Raw genomic sequence first — 21,429 nt, forward strand, 5'->3', positions numbered from 1 at the left:
CTCTAATTTGGAGATTAGACGAGGAATCCAAAGGGTCAGAAGACCCAGAAGGCTTTGGTTCAACAGGGGCAGAAGGAGGAGAAACAGAATCTGGAGATGAAGTGTCCTCCGGAACAGAGAGCTCAGATGGCCGAACCTCATCAGTAGAATCTTCAACTGGAACAAACGGTGCAGGCATAGGTTGCACAAAAGAATGGTCCTCTGGAACAGTTGGTACAGAAGGACGTACAGGTTCAACAGGGGTAGAAGGAGTGGGGACAGAATCTGGAGATGAAGGAGATACCGGAATAGAGGGCTCAGATGGCCGAACCTCATCAGTAGAATCTTCAACTGGAACAAACGGTGCAGCATAGGTTGCACAGCAGAAGGGTCCTCTGGAACAGTTGGTACAGAAGGACGTACAGGTTCAACAGGGGTAGAAGGAGTGGGGACAGAATCTGGAGATGAAGGAGATACCGGAATAGAGGGCTCAGATGGACGAACCTCATCAGTAGAATCTTCAACTGGAACAAACGGTGCAGGCATAGGTTGCACAAAAGAATGGTCCTCTGGAACAATTGGTACAGAAGGACGTGCAGGTTCAACAGGGGCAGAAGGAGTGGGGACAAAATCTGGAGATGAAGGAGATACCGGAACAGAAGACGGTGATAGAAACTCTATGAAATGATTATTAGATGGAATTTTCTAGGAAAAAAACTGCAGTTTAGAAGGCTGCTAGTAGGCAACCTTGCTCTTTAGAGAGGGAAATCAAAAAAATTTTATTTAGGAAAATAGTGTTGAATTCCATTCTTCTGATCGTAGGAATAAATCGTTGTTTTAATGATGATATCAGCTATTTTTTGCCGAATTTTTAAGAAAAATGCTTTTGTGGAAGTATGTAGCCTATATAGATGTTGATAGGGAGTGGGGTTTTCGGTCTTAGGGGTGATGTTTTTATTCTTGTATGGGGGTAGCAATGTTAAAAGGTCAAAAAACATGTCTAAGGTATTTTCTTGTCTAAAGGGGGGAAGGAAAAGAAAAGAGAAGATTTAATGATTACGAAGATTTTAGGAGACTTTGGGGGGGGAGATTAGGGAGATAGGATTTCTGAGAGCTCTAGAGATGCAAGGGGATAAGATTTCTGGAGGATTGTGTGGGCATTCTTTATCGGCGATGATTGCGCTTTTGGGTGCTTAATTTAATCAGTGATCTTGATTATACCACATTCACCATTTTCGCTACCGAAGGAGAGGTTTTGCCCTGCTTGATCCCAGTTAAGTGCTGAGATAGCGCTTTTCCCATAACCTTTTAGAAGGACTTCTTTTCCATCATGAAAATGTGCCGCTAAAATCATTCCATCATTGAAGCCTATTGCTACAATTTCTTTGTTTGGGTGGCATGAAACGGTGCTAACAAGCGCATTTGCTCGTGTGCCTAGTTCTAGAGGTGTTTTTCCCATGGGGCCATCTTTTGTATGAAAGGGCCAAACAATTGCGGCAGAGGCACCTGATGTTGCTAGCCATTTTCCTTTTGCGCTCCAAGACCAGCTTTTGACTTTGCTTGGGTAGCCACTCATCCGTAAATGTTGATTATCAGTGAGACGCCAACCGTGTAAGGCGTTTTCTTGCATCGTGGAAATGACATAGCGGTTGTCTGGTGAAAAGGTGACGCCACAATGAGCTCCTTTCCATACCAATGTGGTGGGAGATATTTGCGTTGATAACCAATGAAGAGTGACTCCATTGTAATGGGCAACGGCAAGTCGTAAACCCTTTGGGGCAAAAGCGAGTCCTTCTACACTACGTTCATGTGTGAGCTCTTGTTGTTCTTTTCCAACATGCGCAAATGCGAGACGTGAGGAGGAAAAAGCAAAAGCTTTTTGTGGACCAAAAGCAACGTTGTTTATCCATTTGCGTTCTTTTTGGCTTAACACTTCCGTGTGATCTGCTGCGGTTGTTTGACAGACTTTTCCATCTTCTCCACCGGTGATGATCGCGGTATTGTCATGGGAAAAATGGCTTGAAATTATTCCTTGGTGAACTTCAACGATTTGTGGGGCTGGATTAAAAAAAACAATGAAACCTTCTACGGAAACAAAGGCTGGTTTATTGCCTATAAAACCGCAGGAAAGGCAGTAACTTTTGAGATCATAATGGGTAATGTTTGGCATTATCACTCACTTATGCGCAATTTTCAAAACCAGTTTTTAATTTTTCAGCATCAAGAGAGCGTCCTATAAAAACAAGGCGACTTTCTCGTTTTTCATCTTCACGCCATGGGCGTTGATGTTGTCCCTCAAGAAGCATATGTATTGCTTGAATGACGTAACGATCATCGTCTCCTTGAAAGGCGATAATGCCTTTAAGGCGCAATATATCAGGTCCTTGTTGCTGTGTAACCTGCTGGATCCAAGGGAAAAACTTTTCTGGTTGCAGAACACCTGTTTTTAAACTTACAGAAGTGATGGTAATATCATGAATGGGGGATGCGTGATGATGGTCATGATCATGATTACAATCGGGACCACATACATGATCTGCGTGATGATGGTCAAGAAAATGGGGATCATTATCTAAAGTGCGTTGGAGATCAAAGAAGCCACGATCGAGGAGTTTATCAACAGGGATGTTAATGCGCTCTGTTGTGTAAATTATGGCTCTGGGATTAATGGCGAGAATAAGGGATTCAGCATGGCTGCGTTCTTGTTGGGTGACAAGATCAATCTTATTTAAAAGAATAATATCCGCGAAGGCAATTTGATCTTCAGCTTCACGACTTGTTTTCAGTTGAGAGGGAAAATGCTTTGCATCAACGACCGCTATGACACTGTCGAGAGCTGTTTTTTCATGGATAGTATCATCCATGAAAAAGGTCTGTGCTACAGGAACGGGATCAGCAAGCCCTGTCGTTTCTATAATGATCGCATCAAATCGATGAGAACGTTGCATCAGACTTTCCAGAATGCGAATGAGATCACCACGTACGGTGCAGCAAACACAGCCATTATTCATTTCATAAATTTCTTCGTCTGATTCAATGATCAGGTCATTATCAATACCAATTTCACCAAATTCATTGACAATGACGGCATAACGTTTGCCATGATTTTCACTGAGAATGCGGTTGAGAAGGGTGGTTTTTCCAGCACCAAGATAGCCTGTGAGAACCGTAACGGGAAGTTTTTTTGGGTGTGTCGTTTCCATGGAGAGACCCTTTATTGTTCTTTATTGCCATGTGTTTATGTTAAATCGATTGATATCATCAAGTAAATCACGAAGCTGAGACAGAACATGAGAAAAGATTGCTTCACCGGCTTGTGGTGTTGCTTTGCTTGCGTTTCCTGCCGCACCTTGCGTGTTCAGATCTCGCATTGTCCAACCAAAGGCATGAGGACCATAAGCACGTAAATATCGATAATTGGCAATCATATCCGCTTGTTTATTATGAAAATTTTTTGCCTTTTCCATATGGACTTTTTCTGGTGCTAAATAGAGCATGAGAGAGGTTTCGATAAAGCCTCCATGGATATCAAGATGTTGTTGAGACGGCTCTATGAGACCTTGTGGTAAACCAAAACGGCTCCAGCTTGTTGCTACAGCGAGCATGGAAAGGCGCCTTCGTAATTCGGTGATAACGATGCTCATTAAAGGTGAATTGCCTCCGTGAGCATTGAGAAGAAGAAGACGGTTGATCCCTTTGTGATAACAGTTTTCACCAATCTTTATCCATCGCTTAATCGCATCGGAAAAGGTAAGAGTTTGTGTACCTGTAACATCCATATGTTCTATAGAATAGCCAATCTTTTCAACCGGTAAAAGTGCGATATGAAACTGCTCTTTTGTTTGTAAAGTGAGGGCTTTTGCAAAAGCTTCAGCAATAATCCAGTCGGTTTCGAAAGGAAGGTGCTCTCCGTGATATTCGTGTGCGCCCAAAGGTAAAAGAGCGAGAAAAGGCTTGTTAGATACCATAAATTATTGCCTAAAAGAGAAGTTAACATAGACAAAGTGATCGAAGGTGCTGTCACTATTTAATCTATCTATAAGAGAAACGCAAATAGGCGTCTTTTTACATCACATATGGATGCATAAAAATGAGAGCTTTGTTAAAAATAGAGAAGCTTTTATTGAGCAATGCCAACGCAACTTTTCTGTAATATTAGGCAATCTTTCTCAAGATAGTTGTCTTTTGTAAGTATTTCTGATGTATATTCTTATTTTTAATAAGTAAATATTTATGCATATTAAATACTTCACATAAATAATGAAAAAATTATTTTTCATTATTTATTAAAAATGTAATTTTTTCTGTAAATTACATATTCTTTTTTTATTATAGAGCGAGGATGATCAAAGTATTTCTATTATTACAATAGTACAGACTTTTGTTGCAATCAGGAATTCTATTCAATTATCTGTATATTACAAAAGAATAGAAATATTTGTTGATTGATTTTACTTTGGATAGTGTCTTAACAGATTTTAGTGTTCATGAGAAAAAATAAATATAAAGGGAAGAATTCACGTAAGATAAATTTGTAATCTCATAGAGCAGTTTATAAGATGATTCAGTAAGAAACACCGTTGGATACATAATAAACAGAACGCCATTGTGTTGCACATTGACGCTTTTGTTTTAAAGAAACATTTCTCAAGGTATCCAAGCCTATTTTGCAACGGCGCCCGTGAATAGTATAACGATAAAGCCTTATAATATAAAATCTATTGTGTTCCACCATATTTACACTTTTAAAGTAAAAATGGGTATCATCATTCACTTTGCTAGTTTTCAATACTGTGTTAACAGCGCTTGTTAGTTAAAATACCTCATAAGTGATATTTTCCTTTCTTTAAGTGTGTTTACACACACACCGATCTCGTTTGTGATTTGCAAGTGAAGAAATTTGATTGATTCAATATAAACAGAGTTAAAATTAAGAGAGTTTTATAATCGTCAGCTTTCTCATTCAACATGCAAAACAATAAATTATTATTATAGATTAATATTTTGCGATTAAAGTGATCGGTTGATAAATTTATCATTCAATATCAGTTTTCATGGCGTTATTTTTTCAATGTGCTTACTTAAGTTGGTATTTTAAAAATGCAATTTTTTAGTAAGTTTCTCTATTCCTTTTCTTTCAAGAATTTGATTAATTCTTTATTATTATTATTTATTTTGCACAAATTGAAGACAGTTATGTGAATATTGCTAAAAATTTCGTTCAAAGAGAATTATTTGTTACTAATATAGAGTAAATATAATTACTTAAAATATAAATATGGTTGTGATCTACAATATTGACGAAAAATATGGAATAACTTTTATGAAAATTAAGAAAGAAAGTTTTTTCAGTATTTTGGGGATCATCTCAGTTTTCATGACTCTCTTTTTATCTGGTTTTAGGTAGTTTGTTGGTGTTCTAGTATTGCTTATAATTTTTTTGTAAATCTGATAGATTTACTTATTTCATGCGTTTGTTTTATTAGGTTTGAAAGTCAATATTTTGTGTTCTTTATGCTGTATGGGATAAAGGGGGCTGAATTACCTTTTTTAAGATGCTAGCAGTATTTTTTTCTTTTTATATATCAGTAAAAGTTGAGAATCATTTTATTAACGTCTCTTCCATTTGAAAATAGAGATCTTAATTGCTTTTTATAATTTATACCTGTTTTATAGAAAAAGAGTACACTATTTTAAGGTTTATTTATTAGGATAAACTTGTTTTAGATCAAGGTTTTTATTCGCTACCAATTTTATGTTTCAATATTACTGATGAGTTATAGAATAAAAGATTCACTAACAATATTCTATTTTTGTTTTTATTTAAATAATATATAAGTATTATCATTATATTGACAGTTTTAAATGATATAGTTCTTTAAAACTTCATTTTAAATTATTTATAAAATCTCTATTATTTAACTTTTTAAATGAATTTGTTTTTTAATATTTATTATAATGAGAAATTTTATAAATTATTATTACTTTGAAGAATAGAAATAAAAAATGACAAAATATTACTGTTAGTATCTTAAGTTATTATAATGTAAAAGGAATAAATCGTTTTTATCATTTATTGTTTTTTGTGTGTTTACATGTAATACATAATGTGTTATATTGTAATAACAAAATTACATATAATGTTTTATTATGTCTGATTATATAAATGATTAAATATAAGTTTTGTTTTTTATATATGTGAAGATTACTTCATTTTTTCAGTGAAGAAAAAGAGGAGCAAAGAAAGCTATGTTTAAAATATTTAAAAATCGTGTATGTTCATTCACTTTTACACTATTTATTCTTTTTTTTGTACAAACTATAGCGGGAAATGCAAGTTTTTTAAAAAATCAATTTCAAGAGAGAATGGCAATTACTATTTCTACATTAGAAAAAAATGTAGCTATTAAAACTGTGAATAGAGCAGTTATTCAAGGCGTTGAGGAACAAGATGGTATTGCTTTGGGGAAAGCTGAAAAAGCTGCTGCCTTTTCAGGTTCAGCTTTTTGGGGGGGGGTAGGTATTTTATCACTTCTTGCTTCTTTATGTATTGGGGATGTATTAGGTGCTGTTTTATCTCTTTGGGGAATATTCGTTACACTTTAATAGAAAGATCATCGATAAAGTCGATGACTTTTTTGTTCATTTCATTATGTTGAAAAAAATACATACTTGAAATCATTTATACTGTATTTGATAATAAAATTACTATTCTTAATAATAAATGTAGCTTTTATTAACATTATTAAAGTTCAATGTTTTACATTTATATTTTTTTTACAAAGTAGTGTAACCTGATTTTTTATAGTCTATGGTTATTATCCTAGTAATAAGGCTAGTATACTCACTCTCTTTAACAGCCTTTTAATATTGTCTACCTTCTCTCATATGAAGATTATTCATCAAAGGTATATTTTATCCTTTTTAAATTTTTTTATCTTTCATAAGGGGATAAAATAAAAAATATCCCTGTATTCATGGCTCTCATGCAATAAGAAAAATGAGAAATTATTATTTATCATTTCAAATTTGTTTGATGTTAAATCCATTAAAAGTATTTTTTACGTATAACAAGTTGTGTTCGTGTATGGACAAAATTATTAAAGAAAAAAAGAGTAAAAATTCTTCTCATTAATCATCTCAAGTGCTATGCGCTGTTGTAATATTGGCAAATAAAATGATGATGCCAGTTTGTAGCTTTATAGAGCAAAGATAGTGATACACAATGAACCTTATGCCATCTCATGGGGTGGTTTATACTGTCGCATTTACGGGACATATTGTGAGAGCGAAGTGGTGATGTGCGTCGTTGGAAAATGCTTTTATTAAAACAGAAGCCTGAATTTTTGATACAAGTGTATTCTGGGTTGTTCTGTTGCGTAAGGGAAGGATACTGTTAAGTAAAGTAATTGAGGAGTGTTTATAGCTTAGCGGAAGAAGGGCAATGAAGCAAAAGGTCTTGTTTAGCACGAAGACGTGCAATCCATTGATTTTCACGAATAGCAGTATTATGTACTGTAATGAGTTCGTTTTTTTTAATTGCGGCTGTTACTGTTGCTTTTTCCAAAAGACCACAAGGAATGGCGTGGTGAGCGCGTGCTTCTGCAATGTTCATTATCCAAGCACGATAAGTATAAAGACCGATAAAGTCTAGCTGATCACCTGGATGTAAATCTTTTTTAGCAACAGCACAGACTTCTACTACGGGATGGCTAAGAGGAACCATATCTTTTTTGCCATAAAGCATAATACGTGCGCAGGTGAGGGGAACTTCCATTGCTGTTAAATGATAGGGGCGATGAAAGGTGAAGTAAGGCCCCTGACCAATTTTTAAATCTTCCATACGTTCGCGTAAACGCGGGTGTGCTATTTCGGCAATGACAAAGACACCAGGTGAAACACCTGGACCTATTGAATAATCTACAACACCATATTGCTGTAAAATGCCCCCATCTTGTTTTGGAATAAGCACTTTGTTTAAATCTTGTAGCGCTGCTCGTGGTCCATGCATTCCTGGGCAATCGGGGAGAAGTCCGGTGGCATTGGCAATGGCTGCCATTTCAACCATCGTTTTGGAACCATCAATAAATTCGACCAACATGCGCACATTCATATTACGCCGGTATGCTTCTTCTTCGTAAGCGTCAGGTGTAGCATCAAAGCGCAGAGGATTATTTTTTCCTTTACCCGCTGCAACAATCTTATGTCCAAGGGCTGAAACAAATTCTATGAGTTCCATACAAGCAGTTGGTTCATCGCCGGCACCAAGTGTATAAATGAGCCCTCGTTTTTCTGCTTCATGTTTGAGATAAGCGCCAATTGTAACATCTGCTTCAACATTCATCATGACAAGATGTTTGTTATTCTCAAGCGCTTTGATACCAATTTCTGCTCCTGCTTCGGGATAGCCTGTTGCATCAACGATAATATCAATTTGTTCATGACGTAAAACAAGGTTAATATCATCTGTTGCTGCAATCAAACCTTTTTCAATGCTTTGCGTGAGAGCATAAGTATTTTCAACTTCACAGACATGTCCACCCTCGCCATAGGCTAGTGTAGCGGCATCAAAAATACGTGACGGCGTTCTAGTGGCTACAGCTGCGACTGTTATACCATCCATATGTGCAATACTTGATAATAAATCTGTGCCCATTTCACCACAACCAATCAGTCCAATACGGATGGGGGGATGCTTTTCTGCACGTTGTTTTAAATCATGCGCTAAACCTGTTAGGTTCACATTGCTTGCCATTCTTTTTTCCCATTTGAAAACTATTCTGCTAAAGAACTTTTCTCATTCATAAAGTGCATTTGTTTTTAAGACAATTAATCTTTTATTCTTGATGCTCTAATCAATGGATTTTATAAAAGCAAGAGGGGTGGTTGCTTTTATCAAATAAAATAGGAATAGCGTTATGCAGCAAAAAATAGCAGTACAAGATGTCACCAGTTTTATTGGGAAAGAAATGGGATTATCGGAGTGGCGTCTTGTTACACAGGATATGATTAATCAGTTTGCATGTGCTACAGATGATCATCAATGGATACACGTTGATGAGGAAAAGGCTAAAAAGACACCTTTTGGCGGCACGATTGCTCATGGTTTTTTAACATTATCGCTTTTGTCTACGCTCGCTTATGAGGCGCTTCCAGAGTTAGAAGGGAGCACAATGGGGATTAATTATGGTTTCGATAAAGTACGCTTCATGAGTCCTGTGAAAACAGGGGTACGGATACGTGCGCGTTTTGTGTTAGACGACGCAGAAATTCGCCCTTCTGGTCGAGTGGTTTTCCATTATGGGGTTACGGTGGAAATTGAAAATTTAAAAAAACCAGCTCTTACAGCTCAATGGCTTATTGTTGCTATTTTGGAAGAAAAACCTTCCAATATCTAGATTATTTGAGTGCTTTATTTTATAAAATTTTTATACAATTCTATTAGAAGTTTCTTCAATGATAATATTGAGAATAATCTATAGGATGATAGATATAGTGGAGCTATCATAGCGTTGATGGCCATAGCAGGTTGCTATTTTCCTAGATCGTTTTGAAGAGGAGTTTCTTAATGTAGATAGTGCATTGCTTCACGCTTTTGTTTATAGCGTTCTTTAATGGGATCATACCCATCACGTAAAACAGAACGCTTCAAATGGAATATGCTTGCGTTGTCAATTCACGGGCTTATTTTAAAGAAACATCTCTCAACGCTTGTTACACCCATTTCGCAATGGCGCCTGTGAATGGTATAATGATAAAACCATTGAGCACCCCTATCTTTATGCTTTGTAAAGAAGAAAGCCGACACCATCATATTATATGCTAACCGCCAATGTTAAGACAGGTCTTGGCGCTTGAGATAATTCATAAGAGGCATGCCTGCCTTCCTTTCTTATATAGTTTTTACTCACCCAGCTCTTCCCGCTTGTAACGTGCAAGCGAGAGGTTTTGGTTGATTCTATATAAGTTCAATATGTTCTCTAAGGTTGGGAAAGGTCGTGACCAATGTCTTAATTTGACATGATAATTTATCATTTTTATGTTAAGAGAGAGTCTCCCATACTGTGAGATCTCTTATTTTATCCCCTTTTATATTCAATCAATTAAAACTATTTTCTTTCATTTTACAAACGGATGGGGAGAGATAAAAACTGTTTAAGAAAAAAGTTCCTAATCTCTTATGAGCGTTTTCGATAGGCAAGGGGGAAGCACTTTGGAAGTGGCAAAGAGGATGATGGTATTGGCATGTGAAATTCTAAGTCTTTTAATGTTTTGTTTTATCAAGTTTTTGTACGATTTTATCAGAAGTCCATTGGGTTATAATATTGAGCATGATCAAAAGGATGATGACGATGGTCATGATGAAGGTATTATAGCGTTGATAGCCATAGCGGATTGCCATATCCCCTAAACCGCCTCCACCAAGATATCCAGCAAGTGAGGTGGCTCCTATGAGAGAAATGACCATGACTGTAAAACCTGTAATCAGGCTAGGGAGAGCTTCAGGAATAAGAACATGTCTGATAATTTGAAGACGGCTTGCCCCCATAGAGCGGATCGCTTCAATAAGACCGTTTTCAACGGTTTTAAAAGAGAGTTCCGCCATGCGTGCATAAAAAGGGATAGCTGAAATGGTCAGTATAAAAATTACAGCAGGCATTCCTATCCCTCTTCCTACAACGATACGCGTAACGGGAAGAAGATAAAATGCAAGAATAATAAAGGGAATGGCACGAATACTGTCAATGATCATGCTTAAAGGGCGATTGATGAGAGATGAGGAAAAAATCCCCCCGCGTGCTGTTGTGTGAAGAAGAAGACCAAGGGGAAGCCCTATAATAAATGCCATAAAAGAAGCACTAAGTGTCATCAATATTGTATCAATAACAGCTTGGGGAAGTTCATGAGACAGAACATTAAACATAGCCTAAGACCTCACAATATCGTCCTTTTTTCGTTAACCATTGAACAGCTTTTTCTAAAGCTTCTTTATCTTCTCCAGGAAGAGCCAAGAAGAGTCTCCCGATGGTTTCATCTTGAACTGTATCAATGCCACCATGCAAAATACGTGCTTTTAAACCACTCTCATTTTCTAGAAGATGAAGAAAAGGCTGCTGGGCAATTTCACCGGCAATATTAATTTCAATGACAGCTTCTCGCCCGATTGGTTTGAGATTTTTCGCAAATTTTTCAGGAAGTTGCGGGGTGACAAGCTTGAGCATGGCTATGGTTGTATCGTCTTGCGGTGATGTAAAGATGTCTTTCACACGTCCTTCTTCTACAATGTTCCCCTGATTAAGAACAACAACGCGATGCGCTATGGTGCGCACAACTTCCATTTCATGGGTGATGATCACAATCGTGAGATTGAGGTGTTTATTAATATCAGCAAGGAGCTCTAGAATAGATTGTGTTGTTTCAGGGTCAAGAGCAGAGGTAGCTTCATCTGATAACAATATTTTAGGATTAGCAGCGAGCGCACGAGCAATGCCAACGCGTTGTTTTTGCCCCCCTGACAATTGTGCCGGATAGCAATATTCTTTCCCAGATAACCCAACCAATTCAATCAGTTCAAGGGCACGTTTGTGGCGTTGTTTTTTACTTACACCACTTAATTTAAGCGGCAATGCAATGTTATCAAGAATATTTTGCGATGAGAGAAGATTGAAATGTTGAAAAATCATCCCAATTCGTTGACGGTAAGGCGCCCATTCTATCTCTGATAGATTGGAAATATCAACACCTTCAAAAAAAATGGACCCTGCATCAATCTTCTCTAACCCATTTAAACAGCGGATAAGTGTTGATTTTCCTGCTCCACTGCGCCCAATAATGCCAAGGATTTCACCAGCATGGATATTTAAAGAGAGATTATTAATTACCGGAATACCAGCCGTTTTGTTAAAACAACGGCTGATGTTTTTTAAGGAGATAAGAGTAGGTTTTTCCATTCACAATTACTCGGACATTTGGCACAATTACTCGGACATTTGGCACAATTACTCGGATATTTGGCACAATTACCAAGATGTTTGGGCGGTTTTGCCAAAAATCTCTTTGATTTTTGCACGGATAAGATCGTTATTGTAAGCGGCAACTAATTTTTTAACCCATGGCTCATCTTTTTCGCTCGTGCGTACAACGATGATATTATCATAAGGATTATTTTTTGCGCTCTCCCATGCGACTACATCTTTTTCGAAGTTTAATCCGGAAACAATAGCCCAGTTTGTGTTTATAATTGCAAGATCAAAATCGTCAATAGCTCGCCCTAACATACCGGCATCGAGCTCACGAATTTGCAGGTTTTTAGGATTTTCGATAATATCAAGCGGAGATGCAAGAATATTATGAGGATCTTTTAATTTAATGAGACCTAAAGAATTGAGAAGAAGTAAGGCTCTTCCACCATTAGATGGGTCGTTCGGAATACCAACATGTGCACCATCACGAAGATCTTTTAAGTCTTTTATTTTGTGTGAATAAACACCGATTGGAGCAATAAATGTATAGCCGACAATTGAAAGTTTATAGCCACGTTGTTTCATTTGTTCATTAAGATAAGGGGCGTGCTGAAAAGCATTCGCATCGATCTCTCCTGCGTTAACAGCGTCATTAGGCAAAGCGTAATCAGAAAAATAAACGAGTTCAATATCTAAACCGTCTTTTTTAGCCTGTTCAGCAGCAGTTTTCCAAATAATCGCATCCCGCCCTTCCATAATACCAAGTTTGATTTTTGATTTGTCTGTAGCCATGACAAAGACCGTAGATAAAAAAAGAGCAAAGAGAGAGAGGAATAATCCTATAATCCGACTACGAGAAAAAAATTTTAATGTCATGTACTTTTAACTTTCTTTTCCAGGAGATTTTTTGAGGGAAGTGTCAATATGCTCTGTATTTTTTTAGGGAGATTTAAAGTTATACAAGCTTTAGAGAATATTCAATCACTTTTATTTTTCAAAGAGTATTATTTTTCCTTCTATTTTAGTTGTTTTGAGGGCTGATCATCATTCATTCTCAGAAATGCTCTGAAATTCGGGCAATCAATTCTTCTATTGCAATCATTTGTTGAGGGAACCAATGACACTTAAAAAACTTCTTTAAGGGACGATTGGTTGAAGAACCGGACAATCAGATGATGCTTTAGCCGTAAATTCATGAAGAACATACTGCGCAATCAAGATCAAAAGGCCGTGTTCGTGTAGGCGATAAAGAGAGATTTTGTTGCAATGTTGTGGGGTCTTTGGGGGGATAAAGGTTGCTGATCATTGGATTTAAACGCGGCAAATTTTTGTAAAGGCGAAATTTTGCCCTTCACATGTTTTAGAGAGGAAGAAAAATAATGTTAAGAAAGAAATTTTTATCAACAACAATGATTTTATGGGCTTTGGGAGCGTCAGAGGTGGCTGTGACTGCTTTTCACGCAGAAGCTGGAACCATTACAGGAACAGTTGCTCGTGTTGCATCAGGTCAGGTATCTTTACGCACAGGTCCTGCGACAGCTTATAAAGTTATCGCAATGGTTCCAATGGGAGCAAAAGTGCAAATTTATGGCTGCCTATCCAATAAAACTTGGTGTTCTCTTGGTTATCACGGAAAAGTTGGTTGGGCATCTGCACGTTACGTCAATGTTAACAATGTTCCTACCATTGCTTTTAAAAGGATGCCTGTAAAATCAAAAGCCATGGTAAAATCGCCAAAAGAAAAAGTAAAACAGGCTGTTTCCGACTTTAAAGCTCTTCCGGCGATTCAAAAAACACGGAAAAATATGCAAAAACTATACAGAACAGATGTGATTATCGATTCTACAGGTGTTAAAAAAAGGGATGAACGAACAATTTTAAATCCGTCGCAAAAAGCACAAGGCGTTTCTGTAAAGCACGTGAGTGCTTATAATCCCTCCTTTCCTAATAATGTCAATTACAAAAATTTTGAACGTAATGAAACGCGTTACCGTGTCGTGACCTATCCTGCTCGATAAGGGTAAAGTTAATTTCACAACCGGAATGACAAATAGGATCAGCAGCATAAAGCAAAAAATGCTTATGCTGCTGATCCTATTGTACCGTAAAATGGTATTAAGGCGGCAATGCTTAACTTAAGGTGGTGAGGCATTCAAGGATATTCAGAGTAAAATTTGTCAATACCTCGAATTACGGTTCTTTAGGATGGTGATATGAATCCTCAGCTGGAAAAGATTATACTGAAGAGAAGCCGGACTTTTGACAGACCGGTTAGGGCTCTTCATCTTTTCGGACAGGGCATTAATTTGCGGACTTAGGCTTTATCAAATTACGAGAAATGAGCAATTCAGCAATTTGAACGGCATTCAATGCTGCTCCTTTTCTTAAATTATCGGCGACAACCCAGAAAGCTAAACCATTTTCAACGGTGATATCTTCACGAACACGACTAATAAAGGTATCATCTTCTCCGGTACCTTCATAAGGTGTGGTATAACCACCATCTTCGTGTTTATCGATAAGCTGACAGCCTGGTGCATCGCGGAGGAGCGCTTGTGCTTCAGATGCGCTTAGTGGTTTTTCAAATTCAACATGGACGGCTTCGGCATGACCGATAAAGACAGGGACCCGAACAGCAGTGGCCGTTAATTTAATTTTCGGATCGAGAATTTTCTTCGTCTCAACCGTCATTTTCCATTCTTCTTTTGTATAACCATCTTCCATGAAAACATCGATATGAGGAATGACATTAAAGGCAATACGTTTAGTGAATTTTTTTGATGTAATTGGGTCTGCAACAAAAACTGCACGTGATTGTTCGAAAAGTTCGTCCATTCCTTCTTTACCAGCTCCAGAAACCGATTGATATGTAGAGACAACAACACGTTTAATGATTGCAGCATCATGGAGAGGTTTTAAAGCTAAGACCAGTTGAATTGTTGAACAATTAGGATTTGCTATAATATTACGCTTAGAAAAGGCATTTATAGCTTCGCCATTGACTTCAGGGACTATTAACGGAACATTGGCATCATAGCGCCACGTGGAGGAATTATCGATGACGACACAGCCGGCAGCAGCGATTTTAGGGGCGTATTCTTTGGAAATGCTTCCTCCCGCAGACATAAGACAAAAGTCTGTGTCAGAAAAATCGTAAGTATCCAGTGCTTTTACTTTTAAAGTTTTATCTCCATAAGAAACTTCTTGTCCTAATGAGCGTCGTGATGCTAGAGGGACAATTTCATGCGCAGGAAAACCACGTTCTTCTAAAATTGTAAGCATTTCACGACCAACATTTCCGGTCGCGCCGACAATTGCAACTTTAAAACTCATTTTCTATATACTCCTCATGTCTCTCCACATTTATTCCCCGTGCTATACTCAGGAGAGAGTGAGTTGGTCAAGGAACATCATTAAATTATATTTTTGATTTTCAACAACTCAATTTTGTGCACAGCAATCATCATCGTTAGCACAATAAATTGTTTTATTTCAAATGATACGTCTTTTTTAATCTTTCAGAATTGAAAAAATTGAATATTTTACGCTAAGCTATTATCTCTTTAGAAAACACTTTAATTAAGTGAATTCCTTATCTTCTGTCAATTGTTTACCTTCACACTTTTGAATTTTTTAAAGATGGTATTACGTATCGCGTTGGTGGAATCTTTTAATACTTTATCTGTTAATTGTTGAATTATTTGATTTTCTCCCTATGCCTTTAAAAGCGAAGCTTCCTATTACAGTCTGTAAACAGCTAGATTCTAGCGGCTTCCCATTTTTCACTTAAACTAAAGGCTCAACAAGCAGGCCTAAAAATATTTAAAAAGATATTGGGTATCTAAAAAACATTTGAATGTTTCAAGGAGGTATGCGTGCTTCATGCCCTCATACCTTAAATGATAGAATTTATGGCACAACAGAATAAACTTAAGTATCCATATATAGATAAATTCTTATGAAAGTTATACATATATTTTTTTCGTGTCTATTTTTTACTTTATATTTCTTATTTTTACTTTAATCCTATTTTGCTATAAATATCAATCTTTGTAGTATGGTGGTATAAGATCTTTAATCTTTCTCGATATATTTAAGTGTTTTTTTAGTGTGTGGGAATATTCTTAGGCTTGTTTGGAGAGCCTTTTGTTTAAGTGAGTCATATGAGTGGAAAGCCGTTGAACACTCCCATATTTACGTTTAATAAAAGAGCAAGTTAGCACCATCATACATTTTTTTAGCACCCAATGTCGTTACAGCTCTTGGTATGTGAGACGATTCAATAAGAGGTATGCCTTTTTGTACATTTTTACTCACACGCCAACTTTGCTTGTGTTGTGCAAACAAGAGATTTTGATTGATTCAATATAGAACACGTTTGAAATGAAAGAATTTTACGATATTCGAAACACTTATTCAATATCAATAACGTTAGATTATCATTATAAATCAACGTGCTATTTCTAAGTTAAACTCGTTAGAATTCGGATTATTTACAAATCAGATTAGATTAAGAATTTTCATTCTCATGAGGTGTGGGGAGACAGTCACAATTTTTGTCAAGATTATTAAGGATGTTGATTGTCCTTTCAGTGAATTTATGAAAATAAGGGGTTATTTTTTCATCAGAAATCAACTGCAAAGTTTTTTGCGGGTCAGTATTCTGAAATTTTTTAAAAGTAAATATTCTGCTTTGCTTGCTATTCTGTCATCACAATGATAGGGGCTCTCTTCTTTTTTTGCGCTATCAGCATAAAAGAAGGAAACGGGAACATCTAATATATGAGCAATTTCCTGTAAACGTCTTGCACTTACGCGATTTAAGCCTTTTTCATACTTTTGGATTTGTTGGAATGTTACGCCTAAATGACTTCCTAATTGTTTTTGAGAAAAACCCATGACGTTTCTTCTGAAGCGAATTTTTGGCCTAAAGAAATATCGTAAAAATGTAGATTTTTGGCTTTCACTTGATGTCCCCACCGGTTGCGAGCGCCCTCGCATTAGTATTCCGGGGTCTGGCAAAACATTGATTTATAATAATAAATCATTCTTTTTCAACTTGAATCATAACTCCGAATATAGTAAGATTTTCTCATCACAAACCCTCTCAGATTGAATCAATTAATATCACTTGCTTGCACGTCAAAAGCGGGGCTGGTGTGTGGGTAAAAATGAGGAAAGAAAGGAGTAAAAATGCCTCTTATGAATCGTCTTAATGCAAGGGCTGTCGCAACATTGGGGGCTGGCAAATATAATGATGGTGCCGGCTTGCTTCTCCATAAGCGTAAAGATGGTGGTGCTCAATGGCTTTATCGTTATACCATTCATGGTCGGCGCCGCGAAATGGGCTTGGGTGCGTTGCGAAATGTTTCTTTAAAAAAAGCCCGTGAATTAGCAAATCAATGGCGTTCTGTTTTGCATGAGGGGCGTGATCCCATTAAAGAACGTGAGAAACAAAAGCGTGAGGCAATAAGTAATCTCCATTATTTAAAAGACATTGCCTTAGATGCTTTTGAAAGTCGTAAAGCTGAATTAAAAGGAGATGGCAAGGCTGGGAATTGGTTTCTACCTTTACAACTTTATATTCTCCCCAAATTAGGCTGTATTCCTATTTCAGAAATTACACAAACAGAGATACGTAATGTTCTTGCTCCCATATGGCATACAAAAGCTGCAACAGCAGAGAAAGCAATAAATCGTCTTAATCTTTGTCTTAAACATGCTGCTGCTTTGGGGCTGGATGTTGATTTACAAGCAACAATAAAAGCACGCGCTCTTTTAGGGAAGCAACGCCATAAAGCACAAAATTTACCTGCAATGGATTGGAAAGATGTGCCTTCCTTTTATCAGTCACTCTGCAAAACAACAACCATGACACAACTGGCTTTGCGTTTACTTATTTTGACAGGTGTTCGTACACGCCCTTTGCGTTATATGCGTGAAGATCAGATTGATGGGGATATATGGACTATCCCTGCTGAAAGTATGAAAGGACGACGCGATGCTACAGAAGAATTTCGCGTTCCTTTATCATCAGAAGCACTAAAAGTGATTAAACAAGCACGCCTTTTATCTCGCAATGGGTTTCTTTTTTCTGCAACCGGTCGCGGTCCTCTTGCACAAAACAGCATGCTACAATACATGAAAAAAACTGGTCTGGAAGCTTGCCCCCATGGTTTTCGCTCTAGTTTACGTGATTGGCTCGCAGAAACAACCAATGCCCCTTATGAGGTCGCTGAAACCATTCTAGGTCATACGGTAGGGGGAAAAGTGGAGCGTGCTTATCGTCGTACAGACTATTTAGAACAGCGTCGTATTTTTATGGATAGATGGGCTTCTTATATCACTGGTCAAAACAATAAAAGTTGTGGATAGCTCTATGTCTCCATTTTCCTTATTTTATCCATAACGGATAATACAATCACAAATTATTGCTTCTCTTGATAAAAAATCACAAGATATTGTTTTTTTGCTGGAAAAGTTTGCTACGAATTGCTATTTATATATAGTTAATAAACAGTGATTCTATCATTTAATATAAAGGGGATTCCATGATTCCAAATGGACCACTCCTCACAGTACGTGAGAGTGCAAAACTACTTAATATAAGCGTTTCAACACTTTGGCGGCGGGTCGCTGATGGCTCGGTACCAAAGCCTTTAAAGATTGGTTCCTTAGCGCGCTGGTTACAATCTGACCTTTGCGATGTAATCGAAAAAGCAAAAAACCAACGCGGCAACGACGCCGCCTAAAGAAAACTTCGCCTTATAGGACAGACAAAGTATTTCGACTTTCGCAAATCCCGAAATAACAGAATCTGTCCTGTAATGCAAGTAGCAGGAAGGGATTTTATGCATTTTACAAATGCTACAACAAGCAATGCTTATGCATTGCATACAACAGCTCAAAAAATTACTTGTGCATTACGTGGAGTTTGGCATGGATATTATGGGATAGCCCGTTGTCCTGCTCATGATGATAGGCTGCCTAGCTTATCCCTTACCAATGGACATGATGGGCGCCTTTTACTCACTTGTTATGCTGGCTGCTCTTTTAGAGAGATCATACAAGCGCTCATTAGAATTGGATTGCTTGGAAAACAAGCCTTTTTTGATAAAGCTTATGATCAGACGCTCTCTTTATCCAAACAGATTTCTGCTGATCTCAAACGAGCAAAACAGAAAACAGAGAGAGCAAAAGCAATTTGGCAACAATGCCAACCAATCAAAAATACTTTAGCAGAAACCTATTTACGTATGCGGGGTATTACATGTGATTTGCCTACTGATTTACGCTTTCATAGCAAGTGTCCACACCCTTTAGGGATTACACTGCCCGCGTTGGTGGCTCTTGTTAAGGGCGCTGGCTCCTTTGCTATTCATAGAACCTTTTTAAAAGACAATGGCTGCAAAACAGATCAGAAACCAGCAAAAGCCATGTTGGGATCTGTAACAGGTGGTGCTGTGCATTTAAGTCAAGGCAATCCCAAACATCTGGTCAGTTGTGAGGGCATTGAAACCGGTCTGGCTCTTTTGTCTGGGTTTTTATCAGAGCCCGTTGATTTATGGGCTTCTCTTTCAACCAGTGGCATGATGCGTGTGAATTTACCCCATACAAAAGGACGTCTGACAATTGCAATGGACGGCGATGATGCGGGTCGTAAAGCAGGTTTTACCCTAGCTGCACGTGCTTATAGCCAAGGCTTTGAGGTCTTTATGATGCAAGCTCCAAAAGGAACTGATTTTAATAACGTATTACTTTCTTAAAAGAGGGAAACTATGAAAGATAGTAATTTACAAAACAAGAATGAAAATACTCCCGTCAATGATAACGATAATGTCTCTTTAAACGAAAATACTTGTTTAAAAGCCATTCCTTATGAAGTCGCCTTGCAACAAAACGGTTGGAAGGAATTACAACAGATTGAGAGTGCTCTTTTACCCGTTGAACCTTTTAATCCATTACAGCTCCCAATGCCATTCATGGAATATATTTATGACGTTTCAGAGCGTCAACAAGCTCCAATGGATTTTATTGCTGTCTCTGCTCTCTGTGCCTTGGCTGCTGTCATCGGCAATGGCGTGCGGGTTGCTCCAAAACAACATGATGATTGGACGATTGTCCCTAATCTCTGGGGCGCTCTTATTGGACAGCCTTCAACCATGAAAACACCAGCCATGAAAGCCGCTTTAGCTCCCATTACTTGCCTTCAAAAGGAATGGTATAAAGACTGGTTAAAGCAGAAAGAAAAACAAGAAATTGAAGAGAGACTTGAAACTTTAGATAAACGAGAAAAGGAAAGACAAGCCAATAAAGCGATAAGAAAAGGAGAGTGTGAAACTGCCCGTGCTCTTTTGTATGAAACCCTCTCTAAAGACAATGCGCATGATGATGATGTCTCTCGTTTTATCGTCAATGATGTGACCGTTGAAAAGCTTGGGGAACTCTTAAAAGAAAACCCCCGTGGTCTCTTAATGGTGCGTGATGAATTATCTGGTTTTTTAGCCAATCTGGAACGAAGAGAATATCAAACAGACCGTGCCTTTTATTTAACAGCTTTTAATGGAGATGATCAATTTACTTATGACCGTATCGAGCGTGGAACCATTTTTATCCCTTATGTCACTTTATCCATGATTGGAGGCATTCAACCTTCACGTATTATTCCGCTCATTCAAGCCATACACCGTGGAATAAACGATGACGGTTTATTGCAACGCTTTCAAATGATTGTCTGGCCCGATGACAATAAAGAGTGGCAATTGGTTGATAAACCGCCCAATCAAGAAGGGTGGCAAAAGTATGAAGGAGTTTTTCGCTCTTTTCGTGATAAACGCTTAGGGTCTCCCGAACAACCACTGATCATGCGTTTTTCTCCTAAAGCACAAGTGAAGTTTTATGAATGGTTCGAGCATCTTCATAAAGAGGCAAAAGGAGGTACTCACTCAGAAAGCTTACAATCGCATCTTTTAAAAATGCCAAAGACCATAGCAAGTCTTGCGTTAATTTTTGAACTTCTTGACGGTGGTGGTTTAGAAATTGGACTCTATGCCATTACAACAGCCTTGCGTTGGGAAAAATATCTGTTAAGTCATGTCAAAAGACTTTATGCGGCGGGGGATACATTAACAGCAGAGCGTGCAAAATTAATTGTCGAGCGTTGTGATCATTTATCTGATGTTTTTACAGCAAGGGATGTTTATAAACGTGATTGGAAATATTTAACAGACAATCAAACCGTTAAGCAAGCTTTAGAGCTTTTATGCCGTTGTAACTATATACGTGAAATCTCTGGAGACAAGAGCTCACAAGGCGGTCGCCCTACCATACGCTATGAATGGAATCCCTTAGTGACAAGCCATAAAACATCACACTGAGGCAATTGGGAAATCTTATAGAACATTAACAATATAACAGTGAACTCTTCAAAGCACTCCCCATCATTAGTTTTGGGGGGGTATGGGGGTTTTGGGGGGTCTTTTTACCC

Annotated in this window: 18 protein-coding genes and 1 pseudogene; 9 read left to right on the forward strand and 10 right to left on the reverse strand. The window is 37.7% G+C overall.

Annotation, left to right across the window (positions count from 1 at the left end; translation table 11 throughout):
• Nucleotides 1-353: pseudogene (locus ACFILN_RS03510) on the forward strand (hypothetical protein); the annotation flags it as partial.
• A 71-nt stretch (nucleotides 354-424) separates the two neighbouring features.
• Nucleotides 425-667 (forward strand): hypothetical protein, encoded by a 243-nt coding sequence (locus tag ACFILN_RS03515; RefSeq protein WP_375663735.1) that lies wholly within the window; start codon nucleotides 425-427, stop codon nucleotides 665-667.
• Nucleotides 668-1,177: 510 nt separating this feature from the next.
• Here ACFILN_RS03515 and ACFILN_RS03520 read toward each other — a convergent pair.
• The 4 genes from ACFILN_RS03520 to ACFILN_RS03535 form a co-directional block, all read right to left on the reverse strand.
• Nucleotides 1,178-2,149, reverse strand: coding sequence for a WD40 repeat domain-containing protein (locus tag ACFILN_RS03520; protein ID WP_375654624.1), 972 nt, complete (start codon nucleotides 2,147-2,149; stop codon nucleotides 1,178-1,180).
• A gap of 10 nt (nucleotides 2,150-2,159) precedes the next feature.
• Nucleotides 2,160-3,182, reverse strand: a complete 1,023-nt coding sequence (locus tag ACFILN_RS03525; protein ID WP_375670864.1) for a CobW family GTP-binding protein — start codon at nucleotides 3,180-3,182, stop codon at nucleotides 2,160-2,162.
• A gap of 21 nt (nucleotides 3,183-3,203) precedes the next feature.
• Nucleotides 3,204-3,947: a creatininase family protein gene (locus ACFILN_RS03530; protein ID WP_273791688.1), complete on the reverse strand. Its 744-nt coding sequence runs from the start codon at nucleotides 3,945-3,947 to the stop codon at nucleotides 3,204-3,206.
• 596 nt (nucleotides 3,948-4,543) lie between these two features.
• Nucleotides 4,544-4,714: a hypothetical protein gene (locus ACFILN_RS03535; protein WP_375631490.1), complete on the reverse strand. Its 171-nt coding sequence runs from the start codon at nucleotides 4,712-4,714 to the stop codon at nucleotides 4,544-4,546.
• Nucleotides 4,715-6,228: 1,514 nt separating this feature from the next.
• Here ACFILN_RS03535 and ACFILN_RS03540 point away from each other — a divergent pair.
• Entirely contained in the window at nucleotides 6,229-6,585 is a 357-nt protein-coding gene (locus ACFILN_RS03540) for a hypothetical protein (protein WP_273791474.1), read from the forward strand.
• An 814-nt stretch (nucleotides 6,586-7,399) separates the two neighbouring features.
• Here ACFILN_RS03540 and ACFILN_RS03545 read toward each other — a convergent pair.
• Nucleotides 7,400-8,734, reverse strand: a complete 1,335-nt coding sequence (locus ACFILN_RS03545) for an NAD(P)H-dependent oxidoreductase (protein WP_375663736.1) — start codon at nucleotides 8,732-8,734, stop codon at nucleotides 7,400-7,402.
• Nucleotides 8,735-8,897: 163 nt separating this feature from the next.
• Between ACFILN_RS03545 and ACFILN_RS03550 the strand changes: the two genes are divergently transcribed.
• On the forward strand, nucleotides 8,898-9,377 hold the full coding sequence (locus tag ACFILN_RS03550; protein ID WP_375664691.1) for a MaoC family dehydratase: 480 nt from the start codon (nucleotides 8,898-8,900) through the stop codon (nucleotides 9,375-9,377).
• An 866-nt stretch (nucleotides 9,378-10,243) separates the two neighbouring features.
• On the opposite strand, the gene ACFILN_RS03555 is transcribed toward ACFILN_RS03550, so the two are convergent.
• The 3 genes from ACFILN_RS03555 to ACFILN_RS03565 form a co-directional block, all read right to left on the reverse strand.
• Nucleotides 10,244-10,903, reverse strand: a complete 660-nt coding sequence (locus tag ACFILN_RS03555) for a methionine ABC transporter permease (RefSeq protein ID WP_015856780.1) — start codon at nucleotides 10,901-10,903, stop codon at nucleotides 10,244-10,246.
• Nucleotides 10,896-11,930, reverse strand: coding sequence for a methionine ABC transporter ATP-binding protein (locus ACFILN_RS03560; RefSeq protein ID WP_375670866.1), 1,035 nt, complete (start codon nucleotides 11,928-11,930; stop codon nucleotides 10,896-10,898). The genes ACFILN_RS03555 and ACFILN_RS03560 overlap by 8 nt, the downstream gene beginning before the upstream one ends.
• 69 nt (nucleotides 11,931-11,999) lie before the next feature.
• Nucleotides 12,000-12,818 carry a MetQ/NlpA family ABC transporter substrate-binding protein gene (locus ACFILN_RS03565; protein ID WP_273791470.1) on the reverse strand — a complete coding sequence of 273 codons (819 nt, stop codon included), beginning with the start codon at nucleotides 12,816-12,818 and terminating at the stop codon, nucleotides 12,000-12,002.
• Nucleotides 12,819-13,321: 503 nt separating this feature from the next.
• On the opposite strand from ACFILN_RS03565, the gene ACFILN_RS03570 reads away from it, so the two are divergent.
• On the forward strand, nucleotides 13,322-13,960 hold the full coding sequence (locus ACFILN_RS03570; protein ID WP_273791469.1) for an SH3 domain-containing protein: 639 nt from the start codon (nucleotides 13,322-13,324) through the stop codon (nucleotides 13,958-13,960).
• Between the two features lie 283 nt (nucleotides 13,961-14,243).
• On the opposite strand, the gene ACFILN_RS03575 is transcribed toward ACFILN_RS03570, so the two are convergent.
• The gene (locus ACFILN_RS03575; protein WP_273791468.1) at nucleotides 14,244-15,275 is read right to left on the reverse strand and encodes an aspartate-semialdehyde dehydrogenase; all 1,032 of its coding nucleotides are present in this window, start codon (nucleotides 15,273-15,275) and stop codon (nucleotides 14,244-14,246) included.
• A 1,299-nt stretch (nucleotides 15,276-16,574) separates the two neighbouring features.
• Nucleotides 16,575-16,841, reverse strand: a complete 267-nt coding sequence (locus ACFILN_RS03580) for a helix-turn-helix domain-containing protein (protein ID WP_375670868.1) — start codon at nucleotides 16,839-16,841, stop codon at nucleotides 16,575-16,577.
• 294 nt (nucleotides 16,842-17,135) lie between these two features.
• On the opposite strand from ACFILN_RS03580, the gene ACFILN_RS03585 reads away from it, so the two are divergent.
• From ACFILN_RS03585 to ACFILN_RS03600, 4 genes are all read left to right on the forward strand, one after another.
• Nucleotides 17,136-18,317, forward strand: a complete 1,182-nt coding sequence (locus ACFILN_RS03585) for a tyrosine-type recombinase/integrase (protein ID WP_375670869.1) — start codon at nucleotides 17,136-17,138, stop codon at nucleotides 18,315-18,317.
• 176 nt (nucleotides 18,318-18,493) lie between these two features.
• Complete coding sequence (locus tag ACFILN_RS03590; protein ID WP_015856773.1) at nucleotides 18,494-18,694, forward strand: AlpA family transcriptional regulator; 201 nt, start codon at nucleotides 18,494-18,496, stop codon at nucleotides 18,692-18,694.
• A gap of 99 nt (nucleotides 18,695-18,793) precedes the next feature.
• Nucleotides 18,794-19,708, forward strand: a complete 915-nt coding sequence (locus ACFILN_RS03595) for a toprim domain-containing protein (protein ID WP_375670870.1) — start codon at nucleotides 18,794-18,796, stop codon at nucleotides 19,706-19,708.
• A gap of 12 nt (nucleotides 19,709-19,720) precedes the next feature.
• On the forward strand, nucleotides 19,721-21,319 hold the full coding sequence (locus tag ACFILN_RS03600) for a YfjI family protein (RefSeq protein WP_375670871.1): 1,599 nt from the start codon (nucleotides 19,721-19,723) through the stop codon (nucleotides 21,317-21,319).
• Nucleotides 21,320-21,429: the final 110 nt, after the last annotated feature.

The organism is Bartonella sp. CL434QHHD (assembly GCF_042195145.1).
Lineage (GTDB): Bacteria > Pseudomonadota > Alphaproteobacteria > Rhizobiales > Rhizobiaceae > Bartonella.